A 15,025-nucleotide genomic window follows, 5' to 3' on the forward strand; every position below is an offset into this window, starting at 1 on the left:
CGGGTCACTCCCAGCGGATCCGGGGGTCGAGCCAGGCGTAGGCGAGGTCGGTGAGCAGCTGGACGGCGACGTAGACTGCCACCACGAGCAGCAGCAGGTCCTGCACCACCGGGTAGTCCCGGCGGGCGACGCCCTGCTCGATCAGCTGGCCGAGGCCCGGCCAGGCGAAGATCCGCTCCACCAGGACGGCCCCGGCGATGAGTTGGCCGATCTGCAGGCCGAGGACGGTGACGGCGGAGGGCAGCGCGTTGGGCAGTGCGTGCCGCCAGACGATCCGCCGCCGGGAGACGCCGAGCGCGGTCGCGGTGCGGACGTAGTCCTCGGCGAGGGCGCGTTCGATGCCGTCCTTGAGGTAGCGGGCGAGCACGGCGGCGCTGGGCAGGGCCAGGCAGAGCGCGGGCATCGCCAGGTACTGGACGGCGAGGTCCGGGGCGTCCAGCAGGGACTGCTGTCCGCCGGCCGGGAGCAGGTGGAGTGAGACGGCGAAGACCAGGACCAGGACGACGCCGGTGACGAAGGGCGGGATCGCGAGGACGGCGGTGGTGAATGCCTGGATCGCGGCGGCGGCCGGTCGGCGTTGGGCGGTCGCTCCGGCCACTGCCAGCGGCAGGGCGATCAGTACCACCAGGAGCAGCGCTCCCAGGGCGAGTTGGGTGGTGGCGCCGAGGCCGTTGCCGATCAGGTCGGCGACCTGGCCGCCGATCGCGTAGCTCGGGCCGAGGTCGCCGCCGAGCAGGTGGCCGAGCCAGCTGAGGTACTGACCGAACAGCGGCCGATCCAGGCCGAGTTGGGTGCGGATGGCCTCGACGGTGGCGGGGGAGGCGTCCGGGCCGGCCAGGGAGGTGGCCGGATCGCCGGGGATGAGGCGGAGGATGAGGAAGACCAGGAAGGAGGCGAGGGCCAGGACCAGCAGTCCGCTGGGGAGGCGTTTGAGGAGGAAGGTGCGCATGGGTCGGGTTCCGGGCCGTCCTGCTCAGGCCGTCAGATGGGCGTCGTCGAGGTTGAGGTAGCCGAACTTGTTGAGCGTGGCGCCCTGGGCCCTGCGGCCGGCGACCTCGACCAGTCCGGCGATGGCGAGGTCGATCACGAACTCCTCGTCCAGCAGCACGTCGGTGATCTGCTGGTAGAGGGCCTTGGCCTCGGGGCTGTCGCTGTCGCTGCGGTTCCAGGCCCGCTGCACCACGTCGGTGTAGGCGGGGGAGGCGAAGTGCGAGCTGTTCTTGGCCTCGTTGAAGGGGTAGGCGCTCACGGCGAGGGTGGCCGGGTGGAGTTGCGCGAAGCCGTGGCTGAGCGTCCACAGGGCGGGCATGGACTGGGAGATGAGCTGCTTCTGCATGGTCGGCGAGTCGGTGGGCTGGAGCACCGTCTCGATGCCGACCTGCTGGAGGTCGTACTGCAGGATCTGGGCGATCGCGGTCGAGCCCGGCTCGCTGGAGTGGGCGAAGGGCAGGGTGAGCTTCTCCAGTCCGGCCTCCTTGAGCAGGGCGCGGGCCTTGTCCGGGTCGTGGCGGTAGTGGGTCGCGCCGGCCTCGGTGTAGGCGGGGGAGGACTTGGGCCAGGGTATTGAGGAGACGCTGCCGTAGCCGCCGAGGGCCTGCTGGACGAAGCGGTCGCGGTCGACCGCCCAGGCGATGGCCTGGCGGACGCGCTTGTCGCCGACGTGCTCGGCGGTGACGTTGACGCCGATGTAGTGGGCGCCGGCGCCGGTGTCGTACTGCGTGATCCGGAACTGCGGGTCGGTGCGCAGGGCGGCCACGTCCTTGCCGCGGACGTTGTACGACAGGTGGGTCTGGCAGGTCTTGAGGGAGGAGAGCAGGGACTCGGCCTGCGGGACGATCCGGATCTCCACGCCGTCGAGGTAGGGGCGGCCGGGGTTCCAGTACGTCTCGTTGCGGGCGAGGGTGAGCGAGGAGCCGGGCTTGCGGTCGGTGAGGGTGAACGGGCCGGTGCCGATCAGCCTGGTGCCGGCGACGGCGTCCTCGACGGTTCCGGAGTCCGGGATGATCATGAACTCGAAGAGGTCGAAGAGGTTGCTCACCGGGTGGGCGAGCACCAGGGTCAGCTCGAAGTCGCCGTTCTTGCGGAAGTCGGTGACAGTGGCGGCGGTCGAGCGCAACTGGGCCGAACGGGCCGGGTTCTGGAGGTTCTTGACCGCGAAGACCACGTCGTCGGCGGTGAACCGGCGGCCGCTGTGGAACAGCACGTCCTCGCGGAGCTTGAGCGTGACGCTCTGCCCGTCCGGCGCGACCTGCCAGGAGGTGGCGAGTTCGGGCTGCGGCCGGAGCTGGTCGTCGTACCTGGTCAGGGTGTTGAAGACGAGTCGCTGGACCAGGGTGTTGGCGCTCTGGGCGAACAGCAGGCTCGGGGTGAAGTCGACGCCGGTGGCCACGGAGAGCACCCCGCCCTTCCGGGGGGCGTCCGAACTGCCCGCCGTTTTCGCGGAGTTCGAGGCCTCGTCGACGGCGGACCGGCAGGCCGCGAGCGTCAGCAGGCCGGCGCCGGCGAGGCCCGCGCGCAGCAGGGCGCGGCGGCTCGGGGCGGAGGGACGGGTGAGCGCGGTCATGGCGGTCCTTCGGGAGGGGGACGACGGTCAGTGGTGGTGGGCCAGCGCGCGGACGGGCCCGGCGTACAGCTCGCCGAGCACCGGGGTGCCGGCCGCCACGGCGAGGACGTCCGGGCCGCGCCGCTGGGCGATCAGCAGGTCGGCGTCCCGGCGCAGGTGCGAGCGGAGCGCGAACTCGGCGCGGACGACGTCGAGGTAGCGCGGGTCGAGGAAGGAGAAGGTCTCGGTGAGGACCAGCAGGTCGGGGTTGACCACGTCGGCGAGTAGCGCCAGGGCGCGGCCGATGATCCGGGCGCGGTTGCGGACCAGCCGGTCCGCGCCCGGGTCGCCGCGCTTGACGGCCGCGATCAGCTGGGCGCGGTCGGGCTCGGCGGTGACGCCCTCGGCGGCGGCCGCCTCGAACAGCGTGGTGTCGGAGGCGGCCACCGAGAGGCAGCCGAGCCGGCCGCAGTGGCAGCGCGCCTCGCTCTGCGCGTCCGGGTCGGTGACGGTGCCGGTGACCGGCAGGTGGCCGAGGTCGCCGGTGGTCGAGGGCGGGCCCAGGTGGACCGTGCCCGCGACCGCCAGCGCCGCGTCCACGACGTGGCCGACGAACAGCTGGACCATGCTGCGGCGGGCCGCCGGGTGGCCGAAGAGGATCTCCGCCTGGGTGAGCGCCCGGGCGTGGTTGTCCACCCGGACCGGCAGCCCGGTGGCTTCCCGCAGCAGCGCGCGCAGCGGCAGGTCCTGCCAGTCCAGCGGGCCGTGGCGGAGCACGAGGCCGCGCTCCGGATCGACCGAGCCGCCGCTCACGGCGCCCAGCCCGACCACCGTACGGCCGCCGGCCAGGGCGTCGATCAGCCGTGGCAGTCGTGCGAGCAGGGGCTTCAGCACCGCGAGTCCGGTCCGGCCGCGGTTGGAGATCTCCTTGCGCCGCAGCACCCGGCCGCGCAGGTCGAGCAGCGCGAAGGTGGTGTACGGCACGCCGATGTGCAGCCCGGCGACGGCGAGTTGGTCGGTGTCCACGGCCAGCGGGAGCTGCGGGCGGCCGACCGTTCCGGTGCCGCCGCCCGCCAACTCGGGCCGCTCGCTGAGGAGTCCGAGCCGTACCAGGTCCACCGTCTGCCGGGAGACCGCCGAGGCGCTGAGCCCGGTGAGCTCGGCGACCCGGCTGCGGGCGATCGGCCCGTGGTCGAGCACCGTGCGCAGGACGGCGGCGGCGTTGGCGTCCCGGCGGTCATCGCCGGCGCGGAGGGTCGTGGGCATGGTCTCGTTCGCGGGGAGTCGTCGGGCGGCGGGTTCGGGGCGGTCGTAGCGGGGCGGTCGTTGCGGGTCAGTGGGCTGCTTCGAGCTCCGCGGCGGGCACCAGGCCGGGCACCCGCGGCGGGTCGGCCGGCTCCAGCAGGCGGCTCGGGGCGCCGTCCACGCCGACCGGCAGGTCCCCGTCCAGGGTGATCCGGCGCACCAGGCGCGGCTCGTCGCCGTAGTCCGCGACCGCGTAGTGCTGGGTGGCGCGGTTGTCCCAGATCGCCACGTCGCCGACCTGCCAGTCCCAGCGGACGGTGTTCTCCAGCCGCTCGACGTAGCGCTGGAAGAGGTCGATCAGCGCCTTGCTGTCGTCGCCGGACACACCCTGGATCCGCTGCGCGAAGGCGCCCAGCAGCAGGGACTTCTCGCCGGTCACGGGGTGGACCCGGACCACCGGGTGCTCGGTCTTGAAGGCGGTGGAGACGAAGACGTCCCGGAACAGCTTGGCGACCTCGGCGTTGTTCGCCAGCTCGGGGCGCAGGGCGAGCCGGGCGGCGTAGTCGTAGTCGTTGGTGTGGACGGCGCGCAGGGACTCGGCGAGGACCTTCAGCGGGGCGGGCAGGTCCCGGTAGGCGGCCGCGGTGTTCGCCCAGACGGTGCTGCCGCCGGCCGGCGGGACCTCCAGGGCGCGCAGGATCGAGGCCTTGGGGTAGGACGGGACGAAGGTGACGTCGGTGTGCCAGTTGTTGGCGCGCACGCCCTTGGTGGCGTCCAGCTCGAAGATGTAGCGGCCGTCCGCGCTGGGCACGGTGGGGTGGCCGACGGGGTGGCCCAGCAGGCGGGCGAAGGCCTCCTGCTCGGCGTCGTCCAGGTGCTGCTGGCCGCGGAAGAAGAGCACCTTGTGCTCGTACAGGGCGGCTTCGAGGGCGGTGACGGTCTCGGCGGGGAGGTCGCCGCCCAGGCGTATGTCGTGCACGACGGCGCCGAGGCGGCCGGCGGCGGGGGTGAGGCGCAGGGCGGTGGGGGTGGTGGCCGAGGTGGTGGTCGCGGTCGGGACGGTGGTCGGGGCGGTCGGGACGGTGGTCATGGCGGGGCCCTTTCGGGTGCGTGTGGTGACGGTGAGTGATGCGCAACGGGTGTGGCGGGGCGTGGCGGGCGCGGTGGGGCGCGGGTCCGCGGCGCCCGGCAGGGCGCGGCAGGGTGCACGGAAGGCGGGGTGAAGGGGGCCGGTCCGGTCGTGCGGACGGTCAGAACGCGAGCGCGCCGCGACAACAGCGGCGCCGGCAACGGCGGGGAACGGGGCGGACGGCGGTGTGCATCGGCCCTCCTTCCGGCTCGTTGCGAGTGGGCTCGGGGTTCATGGTGCGGACGCCCGCGCCCGCCTGTCAATCGTCATCTTGCCTGGTGGGAAAGGCTGTTGCCGCTTCGTTTCGGCCGCTTGCGGACTGTGTCGGCCCGTTGCGGCGGATGGCGGGCGGATGGCGGGCGCGCTTCGCGCGGGCGTTCGGCCTTGTCCTGCGGGTGCGGGGGTTACTAATTTTCGGAGCGGAAGTAATTCCGGGCCGGCGCGGGGGTTCCCGCGCCGGGGCTTCGGCCTGCCCGGATGGCGGCGTGGCGTTACGTTCCGTGACTGCTGTGGATGCTACTGGCCGAGGAGCCGGGCGAAGTCCAGCCCGAGGCTGCCGAGGACGGGCAGTGCGCCGAGGTCGGTCACCCCGCCGACCGGGATGCTGTAGCCCTGGTTGACTTCGCGCGGGGTGGAGCCAGTGGCGGTGGAGTCGGCGGCGGCAGCGGTGGCGGTGCCGGCCGGGACCAGGAGGGCGCCGAGGAACAGGGCGGCGAGAACGGTGCGACGCATGGGACGGGGCCTCCGGTGCGGGGTGCGGGCATGCGAGGTGCGGGCATGCGGGTGACGGACTGTCAACACCCTCCGTGTCGGTGCGGTCACGTATCTTCGCCCCTTCGGACGCATTCGTAAAGATCCTTGCCTTGTGTTCATGCCAACATCGCGGAGGTCTGGACCATACCGAGGACGGGCGCATACGTTCCCTTCACCGGGCGGACACGGAGTCGCTGAACTTCCTTGCAGAAGGCGCGACTTCGCTCTGTCATGCCCATGACCAGCAGTACGTCTGCCAGCACTGCAACCGGAGGGAACGATCATGCGCGCCATCGGCAAGAACCTCAGGATCCTCGCGGGCGCCCCGCTCGCCGCAGCCGCTCTCATCGCCTTCACCGCCGGCACCGCCAGCGCCGCGATCCCGATCAACAAGCCCATGACCGGCAAGGCCACCTACTACACCGACTCGGGCTACGGCGCCTGCGGCACCCAGATCAACGCCTCCTCGCAGATGCTGGTCGCCGTCTCGCACACCTGGTGGACCACCGCCAACCCCAACAACGACCCGGTTTGTAAGGGCATTTCGGTCAAGGTCAGTTACCAGGGCAAGACCATCACCGTCCCGGTCAAGGACCAGTGCCCCTCCTGCGACTCCACCCACATCGACCTCAGCCAGCCCGCCTTCGCCAAGCTGGCCCCGCTCGACAAGGGCGTCATCAGTGGCCTCACCTGGCAGTTCGTCAAGACCGGTCTGAAGGGTGAGACCGTCGAGCTGTCCGCCCCGATCGCCGGCTCCACCATCGGCTGACCGGCCCCGCGAACGCCGCTGCCCGCCCCCGCGAGCTCACCGGGGGCGGGCAGCGGCATCGGCTTCGACGGCCCCGAAGCCACTGACACCGTCCCCGGCCGTGTCGGCGGCTTACTGTTCTGGGATCCGACGACGGTTCGAGAGTGTTCGAGAGCGGGGGTTGCGGGGTGTCCGAGGTGCGGAAGCCGGTGCTGTACGTCGTGGTGTGTGCGGCGGGGGTCGCGGGCGGGGTCGGGGAGTTGATCGCGGCCGCGCAGGCGGAGGGGTGGCAGGTGGGGGTGGTGGCCACTCCGCAGGCGATGGGGTTCATCGACGCGGAGGCGATCACCGCGCAGACGGGGTATCCGATCCGGTCGGCCTGGCGCAGGCCGGGGGAGCCGCGGCCGTTGCCGGATCCGGAGGCGATCGTGGTGTCCCCGGCGACGTTCAACACGGTCAACAAGTGGGCCCTGGGGATCTCGGACACGCTCGCGCTCGGGATCCTCTGCGAGTCCTACGGGTGGGGGATCCCGGTCGCCGTCCAGCCGTGTCTGAGCGCTGCGCAGGCCGCGCATCCGGCGTACGAGCAGAGCCTGGCGAGGCTGCGGGCGATGGGGGTGCGGGTCGCGGAGTTCGTGCCGGGGGCGTACAGCTGGACACGAGCCCTGGAGCTGCTGCGGGACTGACAGGGTGGCTGATCGCGGCCGGCGATCCTGGCACTGTGCGGGGTGGTCCACGCCGATCGTCCGGAGGTAGCGTCCGGGCAGGTCGGCGAGGGTGCAGGAGGTGTCCGGTGGCGGCGGTCAACGGCGGGGTGTCGTTCTGGTACGCGGCGGACGGGGTGCCCGAGCCCGGGCCCGGGCTGCCGGGGGACCGGGACGTCGACGTGTGCATGGTCGGCGGCGGGTACACCGGGCTCTGGACGGCCTACTACCTGAAGAAGGCCGACCCTTCGCTGCGGATCGCGGTCCTGGAGCAGCGCTTCTGCGGCTACGGCGCCTCGGGGCGCAACGGCGGCTGGCTGTACAACGGCTTCGCGGGGCGCGCCGCATTCGCCCGGCGGTACGGGCAGCAGCGGGCGGCGGCGATGCAGCGGGTGATGGACGAGGCCGTCGGCGAGGTCGTCGACGTCACGGTCGCCGAGCGGATCGACGCGGACCTGGTGCGCGGCGGTGTGCTGGAAGTCGCCCGCAACCGGCCGCAGTTGGAGCGGCTTCGGGCCTTCGTCCGGGCCGAGCGGGCGTACGGGGCGGACCGGGTCGAGCTGTTGAGCGCCGAGGAGGCCACGGACCGGGTAGCGGTGGCCGGCACGCTCGGCGGCTGCTGGTCCCGGTACGGTGCGCGGATCCAGCCCGCGAAGCTGGTGCGCGGACTGGCCCGGGCCGTACGGGACGCGGGAGTCGAGGTGTACGAGGGGACGGCCGTCGGCGCGATCCTCCCCGGCCTCCCCGGGACCGCCCACCGCAGGCCCCGCGCTGTCACCCCGCTCGGCACCGTCACCGCCGACCATGTGCTGCGCGCCACCGAGGGGTTCACCGCCGGGCTGCGGGGCGAGAAGCGGACCTGGCTGCCGATGAACTCGGCGATGGTCGTCACCGAGCCGCTGCCCGCCGGGTTCTGGGCGGAGACCGGCTGGCAGGGCCGCGAGGTGCTGGGGGACTTCGCGCACGCCTACATGTACGCGCAGCGCACCGCCGACGACCGGATCGCGCTCGGTGGACGCGGGATCCCGTACCGCTTCGGCTCGCGGACGGACTCGGACGGCAGCACCCAGGCGGAGACGGTGCGCCAACTGCGCGCGATCCTGGACCGGTTCTTCCCCGCTGCCGCGACGGCCGGGATCGACCACGCCTGGGCGGGCGTGCTCGGTGTCCCCCGGGACTGGTGCGCCACCGTGGAGTTGGACCGGTCGAGCGGGCTCGGCTGGGCCGGCGGGTACGTCGGCAGCGGGGTGACGACGGCCAACCTGGCCGGGCGCACCCTGTGCGACCTGGTGCTCGGGAGGGACAGCGAACTGACCCGGCTGCCCTGGGTGGGCCACACGGTGCGGCGTTGGGAACCGGAACCGCTGCGCTGGCTCGGGGTGCAGGCGATGTACGCCGCCTACCACGCGGCCGACCGGCAGGAGGCGACCGGACGGGCCACCACCTCGCCGATCGCCCGGCTCGCCGACCTGGTCGCGGGGCGGTAGGTGCGGCGGGGCGGCAGGGTGGGACCGGCACGAGGGAGGTGGTGGAGTGGCTATTAGCAGATCTGAGGCCCGGAGTAGTCGATCTTGGAGCTCGCGTCGGCGATACCACCCGAATTGCGGACAGCATTCGGCTGATGGGGCATATTGTGTACCCCGGCAAACTACTCCGATGGAAGTCAGTTTCCCGTCGCGGTCCGAAAACCATCCGTCGACCCCGGTCGGCTGGGATAGCGTCGAAGGCGTCGGGGGGTCGGCACCGATCAGGTGCATTCGAACGCCAGCTACCGGGCCGTAATGGCCGAATGAGTCATGGAGAAAAACATGCGGAATTCCCCTTCGGAAAACCGGCCGGACACGCTCGACGATCTGCAGCTCGCGGTCGAGTCGCTGTCCGCATTCCCGGCCCGGAACGCGCCGGGCGGATCCGATGTGACCGAGCGGCTCGCGGCCGTCGCCGAATTGTGCCGGTCGGTCGACGCGGTGCTCGACAGCCTGGTCGTCCAGGCGGCCGCGGAGGCCGCCGAGGAGGGCTGGACGGCGGCCCGGATGGCAGCCGAACACTCCGCCTACTACGCCAGGCTCCAGCGCGCGCTGCTCCCCGCCGGTGCCGGTGCCGGGCTGACGCAGCAGTGAGCGCGGTGCACCCGGGCGCGCACGTGCTGTCCTGCCCCACCCGGTGGAGCGACGTCGACGAGAACGGGCACATCAACAACGCCCGGCTGGTCGGCTACATCCAGGAGGGGATTTACGACCTGTTCTGCCACCACGCGACCGCCGTCCGGGAATCGCTGTTCCCGTCCGGATTCATCATCGCGCGGCACGAGATCGATTACCTGGAGCAGCTGCACCACCAGCCCGAGCCATTGGCGGTCCGGCTCACCGTGGAACGGCTCGGACGGAGTTCCGCGCACGTCGAGGTGAATGTCTGCCGGGATCCGCGGACGTTTATGCGGGCGCGGACCGTGGTGGTCGCGCGGGACCGCGAGACCGGCCGCTCGCGCAAACTCAGCGAGAACGAGCGGCGCTTTCTGTCGGCGTTTATGCCGGACACGGCGCGCACCGAGGCCGCGCTGGCCTCTGCGAGGACCACCGCGACGGCGACGGCGCCGGCGCAGCGCGTGACCTCGGTGACCGCGGTGACGCCGGTGACCTCGGTGGCCTCGGGGGCCGCCGGTGGCGGGCGGTCGTCCGCGCGCAGGCCGCGGCGGCGGTGTCGCGCCTCGGCGGGCTGAGGACCGCTCGGCGTCCGATCGGTGCCGGCCGCAGCCGCACCGCGCTGTAGCCGTGCTGTGGCGGCGCGCGATCCCGGGCCGGTGCCCGGGCCGGCGGCGTGATCGACAACGGCGTCGATCCGCCGGACCGGCTTCCCGGTGCCCGGCCGGTTCCGAACGCCCCGGGCGGAGTTACGCTGAGCAGCACGGGCAACCGGTTCGTCCCACGGCGGTCACGGGCTGCGACCTCCCCTCCCCGGTCCAGGCGCAGAGCGCCGTCGGCCCTACCGGTCCCGCCGACCGGAAGGAGGACACGATGACCATCTCCTGGGAGGACTTCCTCGCCCGCGTCGTGGAGCGCGGCGAGTACCGGGGCGAGGCGGAGGCCGACCACGCCGCCCGGGTCGTGCTCGCCCTGCTCGGCGAGCACCTGGTGGGCTCCGATCGGAGCGAACTCGCCGACGCGCTGCCCGGGACGTACGCCTCGCTGCTGCGCGACGCCCAGCCCGCGAGCGAGCCGCTGACCGCCGAACGCTTCGTCCAGGCCGTGGTCGGCTGGATCGACGGGGCGACCCCTGCGACGGCGCAGTGGGACATCGGGGCGGTGCTCAGCACCCTGGCGGACCTCGTTCCCGGGGAGTTGGTCGACCGGGTGGTCGAGCAGCTTCCGGCGGGCTACGACCTGCTGTTCGGGCACCCGACGCCGGCCTGAGCGCCGGTACCCGGCGCCCGAGGGCTTGCGTCCGTCCGAGCGGTCGCGCCGGGCTTCGTCCGGTGGCGGCCCGGTGGTGGCCCGGTGGTGGCCCGGTGCAGTTCCGCCTCCGGGCCGGTCAGCCCGACCGGCCCGGCGCCCGGGGGCAGGTCGGCGGACCCGCCTGCCGGAAGGGCGAGTCCGGCGCCGTCGGGGAGTCCGGTCGGGCCCGGAGAACGTGAACTCCTCGGTGGGCGAGGGGAATCCCCTGGCTCGGCCGAGGTGACTCAGCCGAGTCGGCTCGGCGGAGGTGGCTCAGCGGCAGAGGGCGGCGGCGCCGATCAGCCCGGCGTCGGTGCCGAGTTCGGCGCGGCGCACGTCCAGGCCGCGGATGTACGAGAGGGCCGCGTAGCGGTCCAGGTGGCGGGCGAGCGGGGCGAACAGCAGGTCCCCGGCGGTGGCCACGCCGCCGCCGATGACCACCCGGTCGAGGTCCACCAGGGCGGCAGTGGCTGCGATCCCGGCGGCCAGGGCCCGGGCGGCGCGGTCGAAGGAGGCGAGCGCGACCGGATCCCCCGCGGCGGCGGAGGCGGCGACGGCGCGGGCAGAGCGGTCCTCGCCGTCCGGCCGCCAGCCCTCGGCGAGGGCCCGGCGGGCGATCGCGGTGCCGCTGGCAAGGCCCTCCAGGCAGCCGCGGGAGCCGCAGGGGCAGGGCTCGCCGTCCAGGTCGACGGTGATGTGCCCGAGGTGCCCGGCGTTGCCGCTGGGGCCGGGGCGCACGGCGCCGTCGAGCACCAGCCCGGCGCCGACACCGGTCGACACCACCAGGCAGAGCGCGTTGGCGGCGCCCCGGGCGGCGCCCTGCCAGTGCTCGGCGGCGGCCATCGCGACGCCGTCCCCGGCGAGGCGGACAGGCAGCGCGCCGCCGGCCGCTATCGGGTGCCCGGCCGCTGTCGGGTGCCCGGCCACCGCCGGGTGCGCGGCGACCTCGGCGACCAGCGGGAAGCCGCGCCAGCCGGGGATGTTGACCGGGCTGACGGTGCCGCCGACCAGGTCGACCGGGCCGGCGCTGCCGATCCCGACGGCCGTCACGGCGGCCCAGTCGGCCGTGCCGGAGAGCTGGTCCAGCACCTTGTGCACGACGGCGAGCACGGCCGCGCCCGACTCCGTCGCCGGGGTGGGCAGCCGGAGCGAGTGCCGCAGCCGCCCGGCGCCGTCGACCAGCGCTCCGGCGATCTTGGTGCCGCCGATGTCGACGGCGGCGAACAGCGGCGTGGAAGGCACGATGGGCTCCAGTGGAGGTAGGGGCGGCGCCCCGGCCGGTGAGGGGCGGGGCGCCGCACAGCGTAGAGCAGGGCCCGGAGCCCTGTCGCTACTCGGCCGCGCGCAGCCGCAGGGTGACCAGTTCGAACGGGCGCAGCGCCAGGCGCACCGAGCCGTCCTCGACCGCGACCTCGCCGCGGGTGCCGTCCCAGGGCCGTTCCAGCAGGTCGCAGGGGACGGCGTCGGCCAGCGGGAAGGAGGTGGTCAGCCGGCCCCGGGCGCGGCCGCCGCCCGCCTCGTAGACGCGGACGATCAGGTCCCCGCTGCGGTCGTCGGCGAGCTTGACCGCGCTGACCACGATCGCGTCCTCGTCCACTGCCACCAGCGGCGCGACCCGCTCGGCAGAGCCGGTGACGCGGCGCTCGGGCAGGCCGATCCGGTAGCCCTCGCGGACGGCGTCGCCGATCGTCGCGCCCGGGACCAGGGCGTGCCGGAAGCGGTGCAGGCCCTGGTCGGTCTCCGGGTCGGGGAAGCGCGGGGCGCGCAGCAGCGAGAAGCGGACGGTCGTGGTGGTGCCGCCGTCCTCGTCGCGCACCGTGCGGGTGACGTCGTGGCCGTAGGTCGAGGCGGTGACCAGGGCGACGCCCCAGCCGGGCTCCTCCAGGTGGACGAAGCGGTGGTTGCAGGCCTCGAACTTGGCGGCGTCCCAGCTGGTGTTGGTGTGGGTGGGCCGGTGGAGGTGGCCGAACTGGGTCTCGGCGGCGTAGCGCTCGGTGTGGAGGTCCAGCGGGAACGCGGCCTTGAGGAACTTCTCGGTCTCGTGCCAGTCGACCTCGGTGTCGATGTCCAGGCGCTGCTCGCCGGCCCGCAGGGTGAGCGTCTGCACGACGGTGGAGGAGCCGAAGGAGCGGGCGATCCGCACCGAGGCCCGCCCGGCAGTGCACGAGGCGGTGAGGGAGTCCACGCCGGTCAGGTCGGTGACGGTGTTGCGGTAGAACTGGTCGACGTCCCAGGCGTCCCACATGTTGGGGAAGTCGGGGTGCAGTTGCAGCAGGTTCGCGCGGCTGCCGGGCGCGACGGTCTCCCGGCCGCTCGCGACCTCGACCACCGAGGCGACCAGGCCGTCGGCGTCCACCACGACCTCCACCAGGCCGTTGCGCAGCGTGAAGCCGCCCCCGGGCCGCTCGACCGCCGTACAGTCCGTGTCGGCCGGGCGGTCCGGGCCGTCCACCGCGGCGGCCGAGGCGCCGCCCGCCGGCACCGCCGAACGCGCGTGCGGCGCCGCGTTGAACACCAACTCCCGCCCGCCCGAGGCCTGCCCGGCCAGCGCCCGCTGGGCCGCGCCGATCAGCTCCTCCAACTCCCCGGCCAGCGCCGCGTACGTGGCCTCGGCCTCGCGGTGCACCCAGGCGATGGACGAGCCGGGCAGGATGTCGTGGAACTGGTGCAGCAGGACGGTCTTCCAGATCCGGTCCAGCTGCTCGTACGGATACCCGGCGCCGGTGCGCAGGGCGGCGGTGGCGCACCAGAGTTCGGCCTCGCGCAGCAGGTTCTCGCTGCGCCGGTTGCCCTGCTTGGTCTTCGCCTGGCTGGTCAGCGTGGCCCGGTGCAGCTCCAGGTAGAGCTCGCCGACCCAGACCGGCGGGTTCGGGTACTCGGCCTCGGCCTTGGCGAAGAACTCGGCGGGCTTCTCCCAGCGGACGGTGGCCGAGCCCTCCAGGTCCCGCATCCGGGCCGCCTTGGCGACCATCTCGCGGGTCGTGCCGCCGCCGCCGTCGCCCCAGCCGGTCGGGGCGAGCGAGTGCCGGGCCACCCCCTTGTCCTTGAAGTTCCGTGCCGCGTGGGCGATTTCGCTTCCCTTCATGGAGCAGTTGTAGGTGTCCACCGGCGGGAAGTGGGTGAAGATCCGGGTGCCGTCGATGCCCTCCCACAGGAAGGTGTGGTGCGGGAACCGGTTCACCTGGCTCCAGGAGATCTTCTGCGTCAGCAGCCACCGGGAGCCCGCGTTGCGGATGATCTGCGGCAGGCCGCCGGCGAAGCCGAAGGTGTCCGGCAGCCAGGCCTCGTGGTTCTCCACGCCGAACTCGTCCAGGAAGAACCGCTTGCCGTGCACAAACTGACGGGCCATCGCCTCAGAGGAGGGCATGTTGGTGTCGGACTCCACCCACATGCCGCCGGCCGGGACGAACCGGCCCTCCGCCACGGCCTTGCGGACCCGGGCGTACACCTCGGGGCGGTGCTCCTTGATCCAGGCGAACTGCTGCGCCTGGGACATGGTGTAGAGGAAGTCCGGCTCGTCCTCCAGCAGCGCCGTCATGTTGGCGGTGGTGCGGGCCACCTTGCGGACGGTCTCGCGCAGCGGCCAGAGCCAGGCCGAGTCGATGTGCGCGTGGCCGATCGCGCTGATCCGGTGCGCGGACGGCACGGCGGGCGCCGCCAGCACCCCGGCGAGGTGCGAACGTGCCCGGGCCGCAGTGGCGTTGACGTCCTGCAGGTCGACGGCGTCCAGCGCCCGCTCGACCGCGCGCAGCACCTCCCAGCGGCGGGCGCCCTCCACCGGCAGCTCGGCCATCAGCTCGCCGAGCACCTCCAGGTCCATCACCAGCTGCCAGACCGTCTCGTCGAAGACGGCGAGGTCCATCCGGGCCAGCCGGTACTGCGGCCGGTCGCCGGCCGTCTCCTTGTCGCCCAACTCGGTGGGCAGGAAGGGGTGGTAGTCCAGGATCACCGGATTGGCGGCGGCCTCGACGTGCAGCAGCACCTGCTCCCCGCCGGCCGCCGGGGACGCGATCCGCACCCACTGGTTCTGCGGGTTCAGGCCCTTCACCGGGCTGCCGTCCGGGCGGTAGACCAGTCCCTCGCACTGGAAGCCGGGCATGTTGGCGTCGAAGCCCAGGTCGATCAGCGCCTCGACGGTGCGCCCCGCCCAGGCCTCGGGCACCGTGCCCGTCACCGTGATCCAGCTGGTGCCCCACGGTGCGCCCCAGGAGTCGCCGACCGCGATCGGGGTCCGCGGGGCGGCCAGGCCCTCGGCGACCGGGACGGGCTCGCCCGGCGCCGTCCAGATGCCGACCTCCAGCGGGACGGACTCGGGGTAGACGGCCGGGCGGATGCGCTCCTCCAGGACTCGCTTGAGGCGGGACTCGACCAGGGTGCGGTCATCGTGCATGTCGGCAGGCTCCGTTGCGTGCAGGCGGGAGGGACAGTCGCGGGAGGGTCGGTGGGTCGGTGGGGCGATGGGACAGCGGGTCG

Annotated in this window: 13 protein-coding genes; 6 read left to right on the forward strand and 7 right to left on the reverse strand. The window is 73.3% G+C overall.

Annotation, left to right across the window (positions count from 1 at the left end; genetic code table 11):
* Positions 1-4: 4 nt before the first annotated feature.
* The 5 genes from BX285_RS18670 to BX285_RS18690 all read right to left on the reverse strand — a co-directional run bounded on the left by BX285_RS18670 (position 5) and on the right by BX285_RS18690 (position 5,648).
* Complete coding sequence (locus tag BX285_RS18670) at positions 5-949, reverse strand: ABC transporter permease (RefSeq protein WP_097239021.1); 945 nt, start codon at positions 947-949, stop codon at positions 5-7.
* Positions 950-973: 24 nt separating this feature from the next.
* A complete protein-coding gene (locus BX285_RS18675) occupies positions 974-2,563 on the reverse strand; it encodes an ABC transporter substrate-binding protein (protein WP_121175788.1) in 1,590 nt (529 codons plus the stop codon).
* Positions 2,564-2,590: 27 nt separating this feature from the next.
* Positions 2,591-3,808 (reverse strand): ROK family transcriptional regulator, encoded by a 1,218-nt coding sequence (locus BX285_RS18680; protein ID WP_121175790.1) that lies wholly within the window; start codon positions 3,806-3,808, stop codon positions 2,591-2,593.
* A gap of 67 nt (positions 3,809-3,875) precedes the next feature.
* Positions 3,876-4,877 (reverse strand): TauD/TfdA family dioxygenase, encoded by a 1,002-nt coding sequence (locus BX285_RS18685; protein WP_121175792.1) that lies wholly within the window; start codon positions 4,875-4,877, stop codon positions 3,876-3,878.
* 555 nt (positions 4,878-5,432) lie between these two features.
* Positions 5,433-5,648: a hypothetical protein gene (locus BX285_RS18690; RefSeq protein ID WP_097239025.1), complete on the reverse strand. Its 216-nt coding sequence runs from the start codon at positions 5,646-5,648 to the stop codon at positions 5,433-5,435.
* 304 nt (positions 5,649-5,952) lie between these two features.
* Between BX285_RS18690 and BX285_RS18695 the strand changes: the two genes are divergently transcribed.
* From BX285_RS18695 to BX285_RS18715, 6 genes are all read left to right on the forward strand, one after another.
* The gene (locus BX285_RS18695) at positions 5,953-6,438 is read left to right on the forward strand and encodes a cysteine/serine endopeptidase inhibitor (protein WP_121175794.1); all 486 of its coding nucleotides are present in this window, start codon (positions 5,953-5,955) and stop codon (positions 6,436-6,438) included.
* 167 nt (positions 6,439-6,605) lie between these two features.
* Positions 6,606-7,103 carry a flavoprotein gene (locus BX285_RS18700; RefSeq protein ID WP_121177642.1) on the forward strand — a complete coding sequence of 166 codons (498 nt, stop codon included), beginning with the start codon at positions 6,606-6,608 and terminating at the stop codon, positions 7,101-7,103.
* Between the two features lie 107 nt (positions 7,104-7,210).
* On the forward strand, positions 7,211-8,608 hold the full coding sequence (locus tag BX285_RS18705) for an FAD-binding oxidoreductase (RefSeq protein ID WP_121175796.1): 1,398 nt from the start codon (positions 7,211-7,213) through the stop codon (positions 8,606-8,608).
* Between the two features lie 321 nt (positions 8,609-8,929).
* Entirely contained in the window at positions 8,930-9,241 is a 312-nt protein-coding gene (locus tag BX285_RS37385) for a hypothetical protein (protein WP_179852951.1), read from the forward strand.
* Entirely contained in the window at positions 9,238-9,840 is a 603-nt protein-coding gene (locus BX285_RS37390; protein ID WP_179852952.1) for a thioesterase family protein, read from the forward strand. The genes BX285_RS37385 and BX285_RS37390 overlap by 4 nt, the downstream gene beginning before the upstream one ends.
* Before the next feature lie 295 nt (positions 9,841-10,135).
* Positions 10,136-10,531: a DUF2267 domain-containing protein gene (locus tag BX285_RS18715; RefSeq protein WP_097239030.1), complete on the forward strand. Its 396-nt coding sequence runs from the start codon at positions 10,136-10,138 to the stop codon at positions 10,529-10,531.
* A 294-nt stretch (positions 10,532-10,825) separates the two neighbouring features.
* Here BX285_RS18715 and BX285_RS18720 read toward each other — a convergent pair whose 3' ends face one another.
* Positions 10,826-11,794, reverse strand: coding sequence for an ROK family protein (locus BX285_RS18720; RefSeq protein WP_121175798.1), 969 nt, complete (start codon positions 11,792-11,794; stop codon positions 10,826-10,828).
* Between the two features lie 88 nt (positions 11,795-11,882).
* Positions 11,883-14,942, reverse strand: coding sequence for a glycoside hydrolase family 38 C-terminal domain-containing protein (locus tag BX285_RS18725; protein ID WP_121175800.1), 3,060 nt, complete (start codon positions 14,940-14,942; stop codon positions 11,883-11,885).
* Positions 14,943-15,025 lie beyond the last annotated feature (83 nt).

Origin of the sequence: Streptomyces sp. 1114.5, from assembly GCF_003635085.1 — a bacterium.
In the GTDB taxonomy this organism is placed as follows: Bacteria; Actinomycetota; Actinomycetes; order Streptomycetales; family Streptomycetaceae; genus Kitasatospora.

Bases quoted from the DNA above. Each gene is read 5' to 3' on its own strand.
- BX285_RS18715 (WP_097239030.1), top strand. From the start codon at position 10,136: ATGACCATCTCCTGGGAGGACTTCCTCGCCCGCGTCGTGGAGCGCGGC.
- BX285_RS18675 (WP_121175788.1), bottom strand. From the start codon at position 2,563: ATGACCGCGCTCACCCGTCCCTCCGCCCCGAGCCGCCGCGCCCTGCTG.
- BX285_RS18680 (WP_121175790.1), bottom strand. From the start codon at position 3,808: ATGCCCACGACCCTCCGCGCCGGCGATGACCGCCGGGACGCCAACGCC.
- BX285_RS18725 (WP_121175800.1), bottom strand. From the start codon at position 14,942: ATGCACGATGACCGCACCCTGGTCGAGTCCCGCCTCAAGCGAGTCCTG.
- BX285_RS37385 (WP_179852951.1), top strand. From the start codon at position 8,930: ATGCGGAATTCCCCTTCGGAAAACCGGCCGGACACGCTCGACGATCTG.
- BX285_RS18670 (WP_097239021.1), bottom strand. From the start codon at position 949: ATGCGCACCTTCCTCCTCAAACGCCTCCCCAGCGGACTGCTGGTCCTG.
- BX285_RS18685 (WP_121175792.1), bottom strand. From the start codon at position 4,877: ATGACCACCGTCCCGACCGCCCCGACCACCGTCCCGACCGCGACCACC.
- BX285_RS18695 (WP_121175794.1), top strand. From the start codon at position 5,953: ATGCGCGCCATCGGCAAGAACCTCAGGATCCTCGCGGGCGCCCCGCTC.
- BX285_RS18690 (WP_097239025.1), bottom strand. From the start codon at position 5,648: ATGCGTCGCACCGTTCTCGCCGCCCTGTTCCTCGGCGCCCTCCTGGTC.